At 47.7% G+C, this 17,227-nt stretch carries 14 protein-coding genes and 1 tRNA gene; 4 read left to right on the forward strand and 11 right to left on the reverse strand.

Features of this window, described 5'->3' with window-relative positions:
- Window position 1: 1 nt before the first annotated feature.
- The 6 genes from BACHE_RS16315 to BACHE_RS16340 all read right to left on the reverse strand — a co-directional run bounded on the left by BACHE_RS16315 (window position 2) and on the right by BACHE_RS16340 (window position 4,399).
- Entirely contained in the window at window positions 2–817 is an 816-nt protein-coding gene (locus tag BACHE_RS16315; RefSeq protein WP_013548815.1) for a MotA/TolQ/ExbB proton channel family protein, read from the reverse strand.
- An 84-nt stretch (window positions 818–901) separates the two neighbouring features.
- Window positions 902–989: transfer RNA gene (locus tag BACHE_RS16320), tRNA-Ser, on the reverse strand.
- A gap of 162 nt (window positions 990–1,151) precedes the next feature.
- Window positions 1,152–1,931 (reverse strand): TatD family hydrolase, encoded by a 780-nt coding sequence (locus BACHE_RS16325; RefSeq protein WP_013548816.1) that lies wholly within the window; start codon window positions 1,929–1,931, stop codon window positions 1,152–1,154.
- Between the two features lie 8 nt (window positions 1,932–1,939).
- Window positions 1,940–2,641 (reverse strand): hypothetical protein, encoded by a 702-nt coding sequence (locus tag BACHE_RS16330; protein WP_013548817.1) that lies wholly within the window; start codon window positions 2,639–2,641, stop codon window positions 1,940–1,942.
- Window positions 2,642–2,661: 20 nt separating this feature from the next.
- Window positions 2,662–3,636, reverse strand: a complete 975-nt coding sequence (locus tag BACHE_RS16335; RefSeq protein WP_013548818.1) for a polyprenyl synthetase family protein — start codon at window positions 3,634–3,636, stop codon at window positions 2,662–2,664.
- 76 nt (window positions 3,637–3,712) lie between these two features.
- Complete coding sequence (locus tag BACHE_RS16340) at window positions 3,713–4,399, reverse strand: energy transducer TonB (RefSeq protein ID WP_013548819.1); 687 nt, start codon at window positions 4,397–4,399, stop codon at window positions 3,713–3,715.
- Window positions 4,400–4,676: 277 nt separating this feature from the next.
- On the opposite strand from BACHE_RS16340, the gene cmk reads away from it, so the two are divergent.
- The 3 genes from cmk (at window position 4,677) to pfkA (ending at window position 7,416) form a co-directional block, all read left to right on the forward strand.
- On the forward strand, window positions 4,677–5,369 hold the full coding sequence (gene cmk, locus BACHE_RS16345; protein ID WP_013548820.1) for a (d)CMP kinase: 693 nt from the start codon (window positions 4,677–4,679) through the stop codon (window positions 5,367–5,369).
- A 95-nt stretch (window positions 5,370–5,464) separates the two neighbouring features.
- Entirely contained in the window at window positions 5,465–6,328 is an 864-nt protein-coding gene (locus BACHE_RS16350; protein WP_013548821.1) for a 4-hydroxy-3-methylbut-2-enyl diphosphate reductase, read from the forward strand.
- Window positions 6,329–6,435: 107 nt separating this feature from the next.
- Window positions 6,436–7,416 carry a 6-phosphofructokinase gene (gene pfkA / locus BACHE_RS16355; RefSeq protein WP_013548822.1) on the forward strand — a complete coding sequence of 327 codons (981 nt, stop codon included), beginning with the start codon at window positions 6,436–6,438 and terminating at the stop codon, window positions 7,414–7,416.
- Between the two features lie 212 nt (window positions 7,417–7,628).
- Here pfkA and BACHE_RS16360 read toward each other — a convergent pair whose 3' ends face one another.
- From BACHE_RS16360 to BACHE_RS16370, 3 genes are read right to left on the reverse strand one after another with little or no spacing between them, the layout of a single operon-like run.
- Entirely contained in the window at window positions 7,629–8,972 is a 1,344-nt protein-coding gene (locus tag BACHE_RS16360) for a citrate/2-methylcitrate synthase (protein WP_013548823.1), read from the reverse strand.
- Between the two features lie 25 nt (window positions 8,973–8,997).
- A complete protein-coding gene (gene icd / locus BACHE_RS16365) occupies window positions 8,998–10,146 on the reverse strand; it encodes an NADP-dependent isocitrate dehydrogenase (protein ID WP_013548824.1) in 1,149 nt (382 codons plus the stop codon).
- A 3-nt stretch (window positions 10,147–10,149) separates the two neighbouring features.
- Entirely contained in the window at window positions 10,150–12,387 is a 2,238-nt protein-coding gene (locus tag BACHE_RS16370) for an aconitate hydratase (protein ID WP_013548825.1), read from the reverse strand.
- 132 nt (window positions 12,388–12,519) lie between these two features.
- Here BACHE_RS16370 and BACHE_RS16375 point away from each other — a divergent pair, with 132 nt between their 5' ends.
- Window positions 12,520–14,475, forward strand: coding sequence for an AAA domain-containing protein (locus BACHE_RS16375; RefSeq protein ID WP_013548826.1), 1,956 nt, complete (start codon window positions 12,520–12,522; stop codon window positions 14,473–14,475).
- A gap of 316 nt (window positions 14,476–14,791) precedes the next feature.
- Here the strand turns inward: BACHE_RS16375 and BACHE_RS16385 are convergent, their stop codons facing one another.
- Entirely contained in the window at window positions 14,792–15,982 is a 1,191-nt protein-coding gene (locus BACHE_RS16385) for a MalY/PatB family protein (RefSeq protein WP_013548827.1), read from the reverse strand.
- 5 nt (window positions 15,983–15,987) lie between these two features.
- Entirely contained in the window at window positions 15,988–17,163 is a 1,176-nt protein-coding gene (locus BACHE_RS16390; RefSeq protein ID WP_013548828.1) for a PLP-dependent transferase, read from the reverse strand.
- Window positions 17,164–17,227 lie beyond the last annotated feature (64 nt).

The following is a 17,227-nucleotide window of genomic DNA, read 5'->3' on the forward strand; positions in this document are numbered from 1 at the left end:
ATTATTTTTTGTATTTCAAATCATATTTGATAACCATATCCAACAGTGAGATAGAAGAATCTTCCATTTCGCTGGTCAAAGCTTCAATCTTAGAAAGGATGTAGTTATAGAATACCTGCAGAATCAAGGCAACGATCAAACCGAAGATAGTAGTAATCAAGGCAACTTTCATACCACCTGCTACAACCGTCGGAGAGATATCACCTACCTGCTGAATTTTATCAAATGCCTGAACCATACCGATTACAGTTCCCAAGAATCCCAAAGACGGAGCCATTGCGATAAACAATGTAATCCAAGAGCAGCCCTTTTCCAAATAACCGGCTTGTACACCACCATAAGATACTACTGATTTTTCTACTACATCAATACCTTGATCTATTCTCATCAAACCTTGATAATAGATAGAAGCAATAGGACCTCTTGTGTTACGTGCGATGTCTTTAGCAGCTTCAACGTCACCTTTTTCCAAAGCAGCTTCAATAGCAGCCATAAATTTCTTGGTGTTAATTTCTGCCAAGCTCAAATAAATGATACGTTCAATACAAAATGCAAGACCGATAACCAATGCGATAGCTACCAAACTCATGAAGGATGCAGTACCCTCAATAAACTTCGTCTTGATTTCTTTGTGAAGGCCACCTTCTGCAGCTTCTACAGTCGCAGGAGCAGCAGCTTCATCAGCAGGAGCCGCCTCTGCTGCTGGAGCAGCTTGTTCTGTTTGTTCAGCAGCAGGAGCATCTTGAGCCTGAGCAAGTTGAGTTGAGCCAAATGTTAAGACTCCCATTACAGCAACAATTGCAAATAACTTTTTCATTGTGTGTCTAATTTTTAAGATTAATTAATTAAATTACTTATTGTATTTATTTGTTATTTTTCTTCTTTCATTCCATCTATACTGCGGAGAGACGGGGATTCGAACCCCGGATGCCCTTTAGGAGCATACACGCTTTCCAGGCGTGCCTCTTCAACCACTCGAGCATCTCTCCAATTGACGCCTTCTTTGAAAACGGGTGCAAATTACGAAAAAAATGCGAACCACAAGCGTTTTCAGCTACAAATGTATTCTTTTTTTTGTTCTTCTATTACATTCATTCCGTTTTATCTCGAATAAAATCTCAAAATTAATAAACTTTAAAATCTTCAAGACGTTATTTGAGCATTCCAAACACTTTTAATGCGTTTTCAGAAGTTACCTGTGCCACCTTTTCAGGAGATTCACAATACACTTCAGATACTTTAATCAAGGTATCTTTCACATAAGCGCTTTCATTTCTTTTGCCTCGATTGGGGACCGGAGTCAGATAAGGAGAATCCGTTTCCAAAACAATCCGTTCCAAAGGTACATTTTTCAAAACTTCCGGCAAGGCAGACTTCTTAAAAGTGACCACCCCATTAATCCCGATAAGGAAATTGGAAAACTCCATAATGCGGGCAGCTTCCTCCCTTGTGCCGACAAAACTGTGAAAAACACCTTTCAAAGAAGAATATTTATAAGGTTCCAATACCTTATATATATTATCAAATGCTTCGCGACAATGAATAACCACCGGCAAATCATACTTCAATGCCCATTTAATCTGTCTATCCAATGCCACCTCTTGTTCTCTCAGAAAAGTTTTATCCCAATACAAGTCCATGCCGATTTCACCAATCGCCACATATTCATTGACAGAAGACAGTTCATGGGCTATAATTTCCAGTTCTTTTTCATAGTCTCCATTGACGGAAGTCGGGTGTAATCCTATCATCGGAAAGCAATATCCCCTATAAGCGGCACAAACCCGAAGCATCGGTTCAATGGTAGAACTGTCAATATTTGGCATAAAAATATGGGTGACACCAGCCTCTTTTGCACGCTCCATCACTTGCGGCAGATCCTCTGCGAATTCCTCCAAAAAAAGATGGGAATGCGAATCAATCAACCTCATTCTTCAATTCAGTCTTTACTTTTTTCATTGGTACGATAGTAGTATATAATGCCATAATCACGGCATAAATTCAAGCGTTTCTCATTCGGAGTTACAGATTCGAACCTTTCTTCAACCTGATTCCAAATATCCAGAATAAGTTCATCGGCATCAGCACGCATAGAAGATAGAACCTCCAGGCTACGAGCTGTCAGCAACTGATAGTTTTTTTGTTTCTCATAACTGTCCATGAAGATGTCATAATGAACCCTTACTTTGGCAATGGTAGGATTGTAAATAGGAATACCCCCTTGAGAAATACGTTTATTCTCACCGTCAATAATTTTACGCCCCCATTCTGCCAATGCAGCTTCGGTTGCCAAATCTGGTACATTATTATTCCTTGTTTCCAAACCATAATACTCTTTATGTGAAAGGCGTATTTCAGAGCGTATGACAGCTAAATTAAACACTTGAATAAAATGAGAAATATACAATCTGGCTGTTTTCACATTAGCCTGATGCTTACGTCCTGCTTTTGACTGCCTGTCAAAGCAGTCGGCATAATAAAACTGTGCTGCCTCAAACTTCATTAAAAAATTACGGGCATCAGTCAAGGTCTTCAAAGAAACTGCTAAATCATAAACATTACATATATCCGCCTTTACGACCACTGCTTTTAATGCTCGTATTCTCGCTTGATCAGTATTTGGCAATCTTCTATATGGCATATCCTGTCAAGATAAAAAAGTCACACTTCTCTATTCATCAGATTTCCCATCAGAATCTCCAGCTCTTTCTTCTTTTCATCAGCAACTTTTACAGCGACAAGATTCTCCATTGCGCGTTCACTATATTCCGCCATCTTTTTCTCGCAAATTTCTTTTATTCCGATCTGATTATACAAATCTGTTACGGCTGCAATCTTCTCCGCCGGTTCAAATGATCCGGCGTCCACCCATACTTTCAACTGCTGCAATTGCCTGTCATCTGCATGTTCAAAAGCTTTTATCAACATATAGGTTTTCTTATTGCAGAGAATATCTCCTCCTATATTTTTTCCAAAGATAGCGGCATCCCCATATACATCCAGCAAATCATCTTTCAATTGGAAAGCAATCCCCAGGTTCATACCGAAATTATATAAATGTTCGGCATCTTCAGCAGAAGCGCCCCCTAAAAGAGCGCCTATCTTCAGACTGGCGGCCAACAAAACAGATGTTTTTAAACGAATCATTTCCAAATACTCCCCTTCTTTTACATCTTTCCGAAGTTCAAATTCCATATCCATCTGTTGTCCTTCACATATCTCCAGAGCTGTCAGGCTGAATAAATCCATTACTTCCTTCAAATAACCGGCAGGACATTGCGCCATATATTGATAAGCCAACACCAGCATGGCGTCTCCCGATAAAATTGCCGTATTATCATTCCAAACTTTATGCACTGTTTTTTTTCCACGGCGGCGATCTGCACAATCCATCAAATCATCATGTAAAAGAGTATAGTTATGATATACCTCAATACCGATTGCCGGCCCGTAAGCCCGAACTATGTCTTCTTTATACAGATTATAAGACATCAACATCAATACCGGACGTATTCTCTTACCGCCCATTGACAACACATAGCTTACCGGAGCATACAAACCTTGGGGAGTACGAGTAAATTTCAGATCTGCTATATGAGAATTTATTTTTTTTAAAATTTCAGAAGCTGTAAACATAACATTAAATTTTGGAATAACCGGGAATAAAAAGAGGCTGCTTTTCCGGCAGCCTCTCTCCTGTTTTATTATTTCATCACTGCAACCTAAACATTACAGGTACCGTAAATCTACAACGTACGGGTTTACCACGTTGCTTGCCCGGTTTCCATTTAGGCATGGAATTTATCACACGAAGTGCCTCTTTATCCAGATACGGGTCAACGCCTCTTAGAACTTTAGCATCTACAATACTACCGTCTTTGTTAACCACGAACTGCACAGTTACACGACCTGACACCCCATTTTCTTGTGCAATAGTAGGATACTTAATGTTATTGGACAGATACTTCATCAAACCGGCCATACCACCATTGGTAAATTCCGGACTTTCCTCTACTACTTCAAAAATAGTTTGTTCTTCAGGCTCTTCTTCTTCCACCTTGACGGGAACATACTTTATATCGACTTTCTGTCCTGTATCTTCAGTAGAAGCGATAGTAGTTTCTTCGACATTGGCATCATCATCCACAATGGTCAACGTTTCAGGAATCGAAGGAGCGTCAGGAGGTGGAGGAGTTACTTGCTCCGGCTGTTCTGTGATAGGAATGATTTCCTCCTCAAATACGACATCGGCTACAGCTTGGCTCATGTCAATCTTTACGTCACGTTTAGTCCATTCAAACGCTACGAACATGAAAGCGAGCACAATTACATAACCGATCAGCATCCATGTAGATTTCTTGTTCTCCAAGTCTGCTTTGGGTGATTTTTTAATTTCCATAAATTTATAATATAATTATAGTGTCTCTCACTTGTGGCAAATATAGCACTTTTTCGATGATTGCCCATGCTTGACCGTTCTTTTTTACGCAATAGGCTTGGTATTTTTATTTTTTTAATCCTTAGAAAGTGCTCACATGCTTTTATGGTACAAAAGTAACGAGATATTTTAAAAATGCAGTATCTTTGGCAAGAATTTTAAATGAAACATTGAAAATAGTCTCTTCGCATTCTTTTTTAGTTTGCAGTACACCTTATAATATATAAATATCATTCCAATGAAGAAAATAACAATAGCAATTGATGGCTTTTCCTCTTGTGGAAAAAGTACAATGGCGAAAGACCTTGCCCGTGAAATAGGCTATATCTACATAGATAGCGGCGCAATGTATCGTGCAGTTACTTTATATAGCATCGAAAACGGGATTTTCCGAGGGAACCGGATAGACACGGAGAAGCTTAAAAAGCATATCAAAGACATTCATATTTCTTTCCGGCTAAATTCGGCAACCGGATGTCCTGAGACCTATCTGAACGGGGTGAATGTAGAAAACAAAATCCGCACCATGGAGGTGTCTTCCCGCGTAAGCCCCATCGCTACCTTGGATTTTGTGCGCGAAGCCATGGTAGCGCAACAGCAAGAAATGGGAAAAGCCAAAGGCATTGTAATGGACGGCCGAGACATAGGTACGACTGTTTTTCCGGATGCTGAACTAAAAATATTTGTTACCGCCACTCCTGAGATACGCGCCCAGCGCCGACATGATGAACTGAAAGCCAAAGGACAAGAGGTAGGATTTGATGAAATACTGGAAAATGTGAAGCAACGGGACCATATTGATCAAAACCGGGAAGTAAGCCCACTGCGCAAAGCTGATGATGCGCTGCTATTGGACAACAGCCATTTAACCATTGCCCAACAGAAGAAATGGCTGGCAGAACAATTTGAACGGATTGTCCAGAATAAATAGAGGTTAAATCCTTACCAATTATACATCTGTTCCTCAACATACTCCATCACCACAGACACGAGATAGGAACAGATGCAGTGAAAATAAAATCAACTATGGTAAAAGTAGAAATAGACGAAGGTTCAGGCTTCTGCTTTGGAGTAGTCACCGCAATCAATAAAGCAGAAGAAGAATTGACAAACGGAGGCACGTTGTATTGCCTTGGAGACATCGTACACAACAGCCGTGAAGTGGAGCGTCTGAAAGAAATGGGACTCATCACCATCAATCATGATGAATTCAATCGTCTGCACAACGCCAAAGTATTGCTGCGTGCGCATGGAGAGCCACCGGAAACATACGCCATTGCCTGCCGGAACAACATAGAAATAATAGATGCCACCTGCCCCGTAGTGCTCCGTTTGCAAAAGAAAATCAAACAAGAGTACGGACAGGAAGACGGAGGAGAAAAACAGATCGTCATATATGGCAAGAACGGGCATGCAGAAGTATTAGGTCTTGTGGGACAAACAGCCGGAGAAGCCATCGTTATCGAGAAACTGGAGGAGGCCAAAAAACTGGATTTCAGCAGAAGCATCCGTCTTTATTCTCAAACCACCAAATCACTGGACGAATTCCAAGACATTGTAGAATACATAAAAAAGCATATATCACCGGGAGTTACTTTTGAGTATTACGATACCATCTGCCGGCAAGTAGCCAATCGTATTCCCAATATCCGCAGGTTCGCCGCCTCGCACGATCTGATATTCTTTGTAAGCGGTAAAAAAAGTTCCAATGGAAAAATGCTGTTCAGTGAGTGCAAGAAAGTAAACCCAAACTCACATCTGATAGACAGTGCCGAGGAGATAGACAACTCTCTGCTGGCCGGCATGAATTCCATAGGAGTGTGTGGAGCCACTTCCACTCCCAAATGGCTGATGGAAGAAATATCCGAAACCATAAAGTCAAGACTTTAAAATAAAATGTAATACTTCTGGAACAGCAAATTAACGTAATTTATTAGTCAAGCCCTCAGCTTTTTACTATCTTTGCCCCACTATTAATACTAAACAAAAGGATTGTTATGGGAATGGTTAAGTGTATCGGTATCCTGACCTCCGGAGGCGATGCTCCGGGAATGAATGCTGCCATACGTGCAGTGACACGCGCAGCTATCTACAACGGACTCTCAGTAAAAGGCATATACAGAGGTTACAAAGGTTTAGTGACCGGCGAAATCAAAGAATTCAAAAGCCAGAATGTAAGTAATATCATACAGTTGGGGGGCACAATTCTCAAGACCGCACGCTGCAAGGAATTTACCACTCCCGAAGGACGCCAGACTGCCTATGATAACATGAAAAGGGAAGGCATTGACGCTCTGGTCATAATAGGCGGCGACGGCTCTCTCACGGGCGCACGCATCTTTGCGCAGGAATTTGACGTTCCCTGTATCGGATTGCCCGGAACTATCGACAATGACCTTTACGGAACAGACACCACCATCGGATATGACACTGCTTTGAATACGATTCTGGATGCAGTCGATAAGATCCGTGATACCGCAACTTCGCACGAACGGTTGTTCTTCGTTGAAGTAATGGGGCGTGACGCCGGCTTCCTTGCCCTGAACGGTGCAATCGCATCCGGTGCTGAGGCAGCCATCATACCGGAATTCAGTACCGAAGTGGACCAACTGGAAGAGTTCATCAAGAATGGTTTCCGAAAATCAAAAAACAGCAGTATCGTGTTAGTGGCCGAAAGTGAACTGACCGGCGGAGCCATGCACTATGCAGAACGCGTGAAGAATGAGTATCCGGGATACGACGTGCGCGTAACCATCCTCGGACACCTGCAGCGCGGCGGAAGCCCCACGGCACACGACCGCATCCTTGCCAGTCGCCTGGGTGCAGCGGCAATCGATGCTATCATGGAAGGACAGCGCAATGTCATGATCGGCATTGAGCACGATGAAGTGGTTTATGTTCCTTTCACCAAAGCTATCAAGAATGACAAGCCCATCAAGAAAGATTTGGTAAATGTATTGAGAGAATTGTCTATCTGATGCATGCCGGATATATTTTTTCGCACGCACCTCATTATCCACAATAAGTATCGGCGATACTCTTGCTCCATAGCTTTAAAGTACGACAAATACAGTGAAGGCCTGCGAAACTTAATAAAAACGACTGCTAAGGCTAAGCTTTAAAGATACTGACATTTATTCTTTCTACTACGGTGGAAAGAATAAATGTCAGTATCTTTAAAGCTTAGTAATTACCGCTGCTTAATCGGTATATAAGGAGCCTCCTCCAACACATTCTTATAAGCCGGACGAATGATGCGTTTGCCTTCAAAGTTCAGTTCTTCGTTGCGATGGGCACACCAACCTACAATACGCGCCATGGCAAACAGAGGGGTGAAGATTTCCTGGGGCAATCCAATCATTTCGTAAACAAAGCCCGAATAGAAATCAACATTGCTCGAAACAGTTTTTCCGTTATTCTTCACACGCCCGAATACATCAATAGCACGCTCCTCCAGCAGTTCGAGGAAGGCGAACTCCCGTTCCTTACCTTTTTCGCGGGCCAGATCGCGGGCCAGTTCCTTCAGAAGAATGGCACGGGGATCGGAAATAGTATAGACAGCATGACCGATACCATATATCAGACCGGACTTGTTATAGACTTCCTTATTCAGCATCCGGGTAAAGTAGGTATCTATCTCATCCACATTGGTCCAGTCCCGGATATTTTCCTGCAGATGATGAAACATGTCGGCTACCTGGATATTGGCGCCTCCGTGAAGCGGGCCTTTCAAAGAGCCGATTCCTGCTGCAATAGCAGAATAAGTATCCGTTCCGGTAGAGGAAGTGACACGTACGGTAAAAGTAGAGTTATTTCCACCACCGTGCTCTGCCTGTAACACCAGCAAGAGGTCGAGAGTACGGGCATCCAATTCTGTATAATCTTTTTTCAGCATATAGAGAAAATTTTCGGCAATGGAAACATCTTCACGCGGATGACGTATATGCAGCGACCGCCCATGAGTGGCATGACGAAGCATGTTGTAGGCATAGGCTATGATAGTGGGAAATTTGGAAATCAGGTCAATGCTCTGACGCATCAGGTTGTCACGCGAGGTATCATCGGCAGCAGGATCAAAACGATACATTTCGAGCACACTGCGAGCCAGGATATTCATAATGTTATTCCCCTCGAGCTCAATGATGTTCATCTTGGTCTTTTGTTCCAACGGCATATTGTCGTTAATAAGTTCACGGAAAGAAGCAAGTTCCTCCTTGTCGGGCAATCGGCCCGAAAGCAAAAGATAGGCAACCTCCTCAAACCCGAAACGCTTCTCCTTGATGACGGCACGAGCCAGATCCTCCACATCATAGCCGCGATAAAACAACTTACCGGGAATAGGTTTCAGGCCACCACCCGGAATACGTTCATACCCCACCACATTACCGATTTTTGTCAGCCCCACCAGTACTCCTGTTCCGTCTTCATTACGCAGACCGCGCTTCACATCAAATTTCTTAAACAATTCATTCTCAATCCGGGCAGCTTCTTTCAAATCTTCGGAAAGCTTATAAATCAAATACTCTTTTTTCATGATATATATGTTTTAATACCGGGAATCACCCCAAAATTCGTTCTACAATCTCCTCCGTAAATGCAGAAGTGGACAAAGAAACGCCGCCCGGCATAAAGCGGGCCAGGTCAGCAGTGGCACGGGCTTCCGTAAAGCTCTGTTCCAATGCCCGTTCTATCAAAGCAGCGGGCTCATTCCAGCCCAAATGTTCGAGCATCATCACCGCAGAGAGAATAATGGAACAAGGGTTCACGATGTCCTTGCCTGCAATATCCGGGGCAGTGCCATGAGTAGCCTCAAAGATGGCATGTCCCGTCTTATAGTTTACATTGGCTCCGGGAGCAATGCCGATACCCCCCACCATGGCAGCCAATTGATCAGATATGTAATCACCGTTCAGATTCAGAGTGGCCACCACGGAATATTCTTCAGGAATGAGTAATGTGTTTTGCAGAAAAGCATCGGCAATGCAGTCTTTTACGGTCAAACGTCCTTCAGCCAGTTCTTTGCCAAACTCGCGTTTCGCCAATTCGTATCCCCATTTCTTGAAACCTCCCTCGGTGAACTTCATTATGTTTCCCTTGTGCACCAATGTCACTGAAGGCAAATCATGCTCAAGTGCATACTTACAGGCCGCACGCACCAAACGCTCCGTTCCTTCTCTGGAAACGGGTTTGACACCGAACGAAGAAGTATCAGGAAAACGGACTTTTGTCACCCCCATTTCATCATGCAGAAAACGGTAAAACTTATCAGCTTCCGGCGTACCGGCCTCCCACTCGATACCGGCATAAATATCTTCCGTGTTTTCACGGAAGATGCACATATTTACTTTCCGTGGCTCCTTCACCGGAGAGACAATGCCTTTATACCATCGCACCGGACGCAGGCAGACATAAAGGTCAAGCGCCTGCCTCAACGCCACATTCAAAGAACGGATTCCACCACCGATCGGCGTCATCAGCGGCCCTTTGATGCCGACTTTATAAGTACGGAAAGCTTCCATTGTCTCATCCGGCAGCCAGGACCCTGTCTCATTAAAAGCCCGTTCTCCGGCCAGCACTTCTTTCCATTCGATGCCACGCTTATCGCCACAAGCTTTCTTGAGGGCAGCATCCACAACAGCCCGCATGGATGGAGTCACTTCTGCTCCTACTCCATCACCAGTAATAAAAGGTACAGTAATTTTTTCCATATTCTATCGCGCATTAAGTGCAGAGCCGGCACGGAACCAGATTATCTGCTGTTCATTATACGTATGTTGTACTTCGAAGCTCTCTTTTGTACCGTCCTCATGCTGAAGAACTACTTTCAAGTTCTGTCCGGGAACAAAATCATCCAGTCCGACGACGGACAGCAAATCATGCTCCCGTATTCTGTCGTAATCGGCTTTATCCATGAAAGTCAAGGCCAGCATGCCTTGCTTCTTCAGATTGGTTTCATGGATGCGGGCAAAACTCTTCGCCAGAATGACTCTCACATTCAGGAAGCGCGGTTCCATAGCAGCATGTTCGCGGCTGGAACCTTCACCGTAGTTTTCTTCCGCCACAACAATGGAAGGAATTCCGGCGGATTTATAAACTCCGGCTGTACCGGACACTGTTCCATAAGTATTGGAGAGGCGATTCCAAACCTTATTGGTTTCTCCATTAAAGGCATTGACAGCTCCCATCAACAAATTTTCCGAAATATTCTCCAGATGCCCCCGGAAACGGAGCCATGGACCGGCCATTGAAATGTGATCCGTAGTACACTTTCCCCGTACTTTAATCAAGAGAGGCATATCCAATAGATCTGCGCCGTCCCATGCAGGAAAAGGAGTCAATAGCTGTAAACGACGCGAGTTCGGATCGACACTAATGTCATTCCTATCACCGGTGGGAGCAATATAGCCTTCGCGTCCGGAGGAAAAACCTTTTAACGGCAATTCTTCACCCACAGGCTCCGAAAGCATCACTCTTTTACCTTGGTCATTCACCAAAGTATCTTTCAAAGGATTGAAACAAAGATCACCGGCAATGGTCAATGCCATCGTCAGCTCCGGTGAAGCCACATAAGCATAGGTGTTGGGATTGCCGTCCGCGCGCTTGGCAAAATTCCGGTTGAAAGAAGTCACGATAGAATTCCTGCGCTCCGTACTATCCGTGCAACGCTTCCACTGCCCGATACACGGACCACAGGCATTTGCCATGATGGTAGCGCCTATTTCCTCAAAAGCACCCATCATACCGTCACGTTCAGCCGTTGAACGTATCTGTTCCGAACCGGGATTGACAATCAAAGTACCTGCTACACTCAGTCCTTTCATTTTCACTTGACGAGCCAAAGAAGCGGCACGACTCAAATCCTGATAAGAGGAATTAGTACACGAACCGATTAATCCCACTTCCATTTTACGGGGATAATCATTAAGTACCACCTTTTCGGCAAATTCGGAAATCGGAGTGGCGGCATCCGGCGTGAACGGTCCATTAATATAGGGCTCCAACAACGAAAGATCAATCTCAATGATCCGGTCGTAATGCATTTCAGGATTTGCAAGGACATTGTCATCCGGACGAAGATCAGCAGCCACGGCATCGGCCATCGCAGCAACTTCTTCCCTGCCGGTAGCTTTCAGATAAGCCGCCATACGTTCGTCATAAGGAAACAAAGAAGTAGTTGCTCCCACCTCTGCCCCCATGTTGCAAATGGTTGCCTTTCCTGTGGCAGACAGACACTCTGTGCCCGGACCAAAATATTCTATAATGGCATTAGTCGCCCCTTTAACGGTCAGAATACCTGCCAACTTCAATATGACATCTTTCGGAGCAGCCCAGCCACTCAATTTGCCGGTCAAATGTACTCCAATCAAACGAGGCATCTTCAATTCCCATTCCATTCCCGTCATTACGTCCACCGCATCGGCTCCCCCCACACCGATGGCTATCATACCCAAACCACCGGCATTAGGAGTATGAGAATCAGTACCCACCATCATTCCACCGGGGAAAGCGTAGTTCTCCAGCACCACCTGATGGATGATGCCTGCACCCGGCTGCCAAAAACCGATACCGTAGCGGGAAGATACATCACGAAGAAAATCATAGACTTCCTTGTTCGTATTCGTAGCCGTGGCAATATCTTCTTCAGCCCCTTTATAGGCCTGTATCAAATGATCGCAATGCACGGTCGAAGGAACCGCAACCTGTTCACGCCCTGCATTCATAAATTGCAGCAAGGCCATCTGGGCTGTGGCATCCTGCATAGCCACACGATCGGGGCGGAAATTCACATAGTCTTCTCCACGCTTGTATCTTTTTACTTCCTTATACAAATGGACATACAAAATCTTTTCTGCTAACGTCAGCGGATGTCCTAATACAGCCCGCACACATTCTATCTTTTTTGCATAATCTGCATAAAAAGCTTTAAGCATCGCTAAATCATAAACCATAACCACTTATTTTTTAGTTTTTCATTATTGTAAAGATTACAAATTAATATTATAAACAAAAGAAAAGAGCAATTTGTTTAACAAAATAAAGCATTTCTTCCCTCAAAAGCGAGGAATGATTACCTTTGCAACATGAAAGAACAAGATACAAGCAGCCCTACCATACATCTTCAACAGCAGCAGCTTTTATTGCGCATGGAATATGAGTTTGAAAAAGAAGAATTCAGACGGCAGACGGAAAATATGGGTGTGGCCCGAAAAGTCAAACGGGGGCTTTGCTGGTATCCTGCTTCTTCGGGACGAAGTTATTATAATTCTCTGAATCAATTGGTAATAGAAGTCACCCACACGGAAGATACCGATATAGAGCACTGCTTCGAATTCGGCCGTCCCGTCTGCTTCTTCCGCCAGTCTGCCGACGGCAAGATTACTTATATGAACTTCACCGCCACCGTCAGCTATGCCGATGAGGGGCGTATGGTGGTCGTGATGCCCGGAACCGGTGCAGTCATGGAAGTGCAGGCAGCGGACAACCTCGGCGTGCAGCTTTACTTCGACGAAACCTCCTACCGCACCATGTTCGAGGCGCTGGAAGACACCCTTCGCGCCAAGGGAAACCGCCTTGCCGAACTGCGGGACACGCTGTTAGACACCTCCAAAGCCAAATTCCGCGAGCTCTACCCCGTGCGCTTCCCATGGCTGAACGCCACGCAGGAGTCGGCGGTGAACAAGGTGCTGTGCACCCGCGACGTGGCCATCGTACACGGCCCTCCGGGAACGGGCAAGACCACCACCCTCGTAGAAGCCATCTATGAGACGCTGCACCGCGAACCGCAGGTCATGGTCTGCGCCCAGAGCAACACCGCCGTGGACTGGATTTCGGAGAAGCTCGTGGACCGCGGAGTCAACGTGCTGCGCATCGGCAATCCTACCCGCGTCAACGATAAGATGCTCTCCTTCACCTACGAACGCCGCTTCGAGAGCCACTCTCTCTACACCGAGCTGTGGAGCATCCGCCAGGAACTACGCCAACTGCAAGGCAAGACCCGCCGTGGCAGCTACGACGAGCGCGAGGGCGTGCGCAGCCGCATAAGCCGCCTGCGCGACCGCGCCACCGCCTTGGAACTGCAAATCAACGCCGAACTCTTCGACAGCGCCCACGTCATCGCCTCCACCCTCGTGGGCAGCAACCACCGTCTGCTCAGCGGACACCGCTTCGGCACACTCTTCATCGACGAAGCCGCCCAAGCCCTGGAAGCCGCCTGCTGGATAGCCATCCGCAAGGCAGACCGCGTAATCTTGGCAGGCGACCACTGCCAACTGCCGCCCACCGTGAAGTGTCCCGAAGCCGCCCGTGGAGGACTGGAACGCACACTCATGGAGACCGTAGCCGCCGCCAAACCCACCGCCGTGTCCCTGCTGAAGATGCAATACCGGATGCACGAGGACATCATGCGCTTCTCTTCAGAATGGTTCTATAACGGTGAGCTGAAAGCCGCACCCGAAGTACGCCACCGGGGTATATTGGACTGGGACACGCCCATTTGCTGGATTGACACCTCGGAAATGAACTTCAAAGAGGAGTTTGTGGGAGAAACCTTCGGACGCATCAACAAGGAAGAGGCCAACCTTTTGCTGCAAGAGTTGGAGGCTTATATCCTGCGCATCGGAGGAAAACGGATTCTGGAGGAACAAATAGACTTCGGACTGATTTCTCCTTACAAGGCACAAGTTCAGCATTTGCGGAACAAGATAAAGACGAGCGCCGCCCTGCGTCCCTACCGCAGCCTGCTGACGGTGAATACCGTGGACGGCTTTCAGGGACAAGAACGCGACGTGATCTTCATCAGTCTGGTACGCGCCAACGAGGACGGGCAAATCGGCTTCCTCCACGACCTGCGCCGCATGAACGTGGCCATCACCAGAGCACGCATGAAGCTGGTCATACTGGGAGAGGCAGACACGCTGAACCGGCATGCATTCTACAAAAAACTGATGGAATATATCAAGGAGCAGGGCGGGGTGAAACGTGCGGAACGGCTCGAAGAAAACAAAGCGGACAGCAACGGGGAAAATCCGATGGAATGATTGCCCGACAGCACCCGCACCGAGGAACAACAACACCCACACCGAGGAACAACAACACCCACACCGAGGAGCAACAACACCCGCACCGAGGAGCAACAACACCCGCGGCAAAGGCAATCCGCAGCGGTGGCGGCAGAAGCGGGCAGCCTTCCGTTGACGGAATACACACAAGAAAGAGGGATATGTCAGGGCTTAAACAAGCATTCTGACACATCCCTCTTTCGTTTCCAATGAGAGGATGTTTTCAGGCGCGGATTACGCGAATTTCACGGAATTTCATTTATATTCTCCGTGAAATCCGCGCCTGAAATATATCTTAATGAAGCTTCACCGTCCTGCGCACCGCCTCGGCAAGCTGCTCCATAGCCTGCCGCAGCACGCTCCGGGGCGAACCCACATTGAGGCGCATGAAACCCTCGCCGCCTTGACCGAACATCTCGCCGTCGTTCAGCGCAAGGCGAGCCTCTTCCACAAAGAGGTGCTGCAACTCGTCGTGCGACAAGTGCAGGCCGCGGCAGTCCAGCCACACCAAGAAGGAGGCCTGCGGACGCAGCGGCTTGATTTGCGGCAGGTGGCGGGCGCAGAAATCTATCACGAAATCCACGTTGCCCTCCACGTAGCGCAGCATTTGTTTACGCCACGCCTCGCCCTCGCTGAAGGCGGCAATGGTGGAGATGGGCGCAAAGAGCGGCGCTTCGTTCAGCTCGTTCGCCTCCAGCCAGCCGTAGAAACGCTCGCGGATGTCCCGGTTGGGCACAATGGCGTAGGAGCTGACGATGCCGGCGATGTTGAACGTCTTGGACGGCGCTCCGAAGGTGATGCTGCAAGCGGCGGCCTCCGGCGAGACGGAGGCAAACGGCAGGTGCTTGTGCCCAAACAGCGCCATGTCGCAATGTATCTCGTCGGAAATAACGAGGATGTGGCGGCGGTGGCAGAAGTCGGCAAGGCGCACTAACGTCTCCTTGTCCCACACGATGCCCGCCGGGTTGTGCGGGTTGGAGAGGATGAGCAGACGGCACTTATCGTCCGCCACGGCTTCCAGGTTCTCAAAATCCATGCTGTAAGAGCCGTCCGCGTGCTCGCGTAGCGGGTTGTACACCACCTCGCGCCCGTTGCCCTGCGGCGTCAGGCGGAACGGATGATAGACGGGCGGCTGGATAATCACCTTCTCGTCCGGCTTCACAAATACGTTGATGACCATGCCGATGCCCTTCACGATGCCCGGAATGTAGGTCAGCCACTCACGCTCCACCTGCCAGCCGTGGTGCGAGGCTATCCAGTTGATGACCGTGGGCCAGTAGTTGGCAGAGTCCTTGGTGTAGCCGTACAGAGAATGTTCCAGCCTGCGGCGCAGGGCTTCGGTGATGAACGCCGGTGTCTCAAAGTCCATGTCCGCCACCCACAGAGGCAGCAGGTCGGCACGCCCGTAGCGTTCTTGCAGCACGTCTAACTTCAGAGCGCCCGTGCCCCGCCGGTCTATAATCTTGTCAAAATCGTATGTTTCCATTGCTGTTACTTTTTTAATGCTTGTTCTATATCTTCAAATAAATCGTCCACGTCTTCTAAACCGATAGAGAGACGAATTGTTGTGTCGAGCACATCCATGCTGCGCCGCTGCTCGTCCGTGAACGGGCCGAAAATGGTGCTGGCCGGGTGAATGGCAAGCGACTTGCTGTCAAAGAGGTTGGTGGCGCGGCGTATCAGCTTCAAGCCATTGATGAAGCGGAAGCAAGCGTCCTTATCCTCCAAGTCGATGGTAATCATCGCCCCCGCCGTAGGGCCGAACTGCTTCTGCGCCAAGGCATGAAACGGATTATCTTCCAGCCCCACACAGTTTACGCGCTTCACGGCAGCCAGTCCGCAGAGTTTCCGCGCCAGTTCAAGGGTGTTGGCGGACTGTATGCGATAGCGTGCATCGAGCGTTTCCAGTCCGATGGTCTGCATATAGGCCACGTGCGGAGTCATGTAGGCGCCCAAGTTGAGCAGCATTTCCGTGCGCATCCGCTTGCCGAAGCCCGGGCACGTGCCGTAGTCCACCACCAGTCCGCCAATGGACGTGGCCCCTCCCGACAGATACTTGGTGCTGGACACCACCTCCACGTCCACCCCGAAGTCGTGCGAGCAGAACTCGGTGAAGGGAATGGCGGTGGTGTCGGCTATCAGTGGGACATTCTTCTCGTGCGCCACCCGCACCAATGCCTGCAAGTCCGCCACCTCCATCTGCGGATTGGTGATAATCTCCAGATAGACGCAGCACGTGTTTCCGTCTATCCGGCGTGCCACGGCCTCCACATCGGTGAGGTCGCACAGCCGCGCTTCTATCCCGAAGCGGGACAGCGTGCCCGAAACCAGCGCGTAGGTATTGCCGAACATGTGGCGCGAGGTGACGATGTTCTTTCCCGCCGCCGCCACGCAGAGCAGCGTATTGCTGATGGCCGCCATGCCCGAACTCAGCGCTATGACATCCGCCGCCCCGGTCAACGCCTTCACCTTGTTCTCAAAGAAAGTCACCGTGGGGTTCATCACGCGCGAATAGTCGGGCATATTCGTCCTGCCGCAAAAAGCGTCCGCCATTTCATCGGCATCGTCAAACTCGTAGGCCGCCGTATGATAGACGGGCATACTGAGCGAATTGTAAGCGTCCCGGCTCTGAAACCGGGTATGAATGGCTTTTGTCTGTTTCTTCATTCTCTATAAGTGTTTAGTGAAATGGCTCCGCCTCGCAAAGCCGCTGCAAAAGTAAGGATAAAAT

The sequence above is a fragment of the Bacteroides helcogenes P 36-108 genome, from assembly GCF_000186225.1.
GTDB lineage: Bacteria > Bacteroidota > Bacteroidia > Bacteroidales > Bacteroidaceae > Bacteroides > Bacteroides helcogenes.

Bases quoted from the DNA above. Each gene is read 5' to 3' on its own strand.
- BACHE_RS16390 (WP_013548828.1), bottom strand. From the start codon at position 17,163: ATGAAGAAACAGACAAAAGCCATTCATACCCGGTTTCAGAGCCGGGAC.
- cmk (WP_013548820.1), top strand. From the start codon at position 4,677: ATGAAGAAAATAACAATAGCAATTGATGGCTTTTCCTCTTGTGGAAAA.
- BACHE_RS16375 (WP_013548826.1), top strand. From the start codon at position 12,520: ATGAAAGAACAAGATACAAGCAGCCCTACCATACATCTTCAACAGCAG.
- BACHE_RS16385 (WP_013548827.1), bottom strand. From the start codon at position 15,982: ATGGAAACATACGATTTTGACAAGATTATAGACCGGCGGGGCACGGGC.
- icd (WP_013548824.1), bottom strand. From the start codon at position 10,146: ATGGAAAAAATTACTGTACCTTTTATTACTGGTGATGGAGTAGGAGCA.
- pfkA (WP_013548822.1), top strand. From the start codon at position 6,436: ATGGGAATGGTTAAGTGTATCGGTATCCTGACCTCCGGAGGCGATGCT.
- BACHE_RS16335 (WP_013548818.1), bottom strand. From the start codon at position 3,636: ATGTTTACAGCTTCTGAAATTTTAAAAAAAATAAATTCTCATATAGCA.
- BACHE_RS16330 (WP_013548817.1), bottom strand. From the start codon at position 2,641: ATGCCATATAGAAGATTGCCAAATACTGATCAAGCGAGAATACGAGCA.
- BACHE_RS16370 (WP_013548825.1), bottom strand. From the start codon at position 12,387: ATGGTTTATGATTTAGCGATGCTTAAAGCTTTTTATGCAGATTATGCA.
- BACHE_RS16350 (WP_013548821.1), top strand. From the start codon at position 5,465: ATGGTAAAAGTAGAAATAGACGAAGGTTCAGGCTTCTGCTTTGGAGTA.
- BACHE_RS16315 (WP_013548815.1), bottom strand. From the start codon at position 817: ATGAAAAAGTTATTTGCAATTGTTGCTGTAATGGGAGTCTTAACATTT.
- BACHE_RS16340 (WP_013548819.1), bottom strand. From the start codon at position 4,399: ATGGAAATTAAAAAATCACCCAAAGCAGACTTGGAGAACAAGAAATCT.
- BACHE_RS16360 (WP_013548823.1), bottom strand. From the start codon at position 8,972: ATGAAAAAAGAGTATTTGATTTATAAGCTTTCCGAAGATTTGAAAGAA.
- BACHE_RS16325 (WP_013548816.1), bottom strand. From the start codon at position 1,931: ATGAGGTTGATTGATTCGCATTCCCATCTTTTTTTGGAGGAATTCGCA.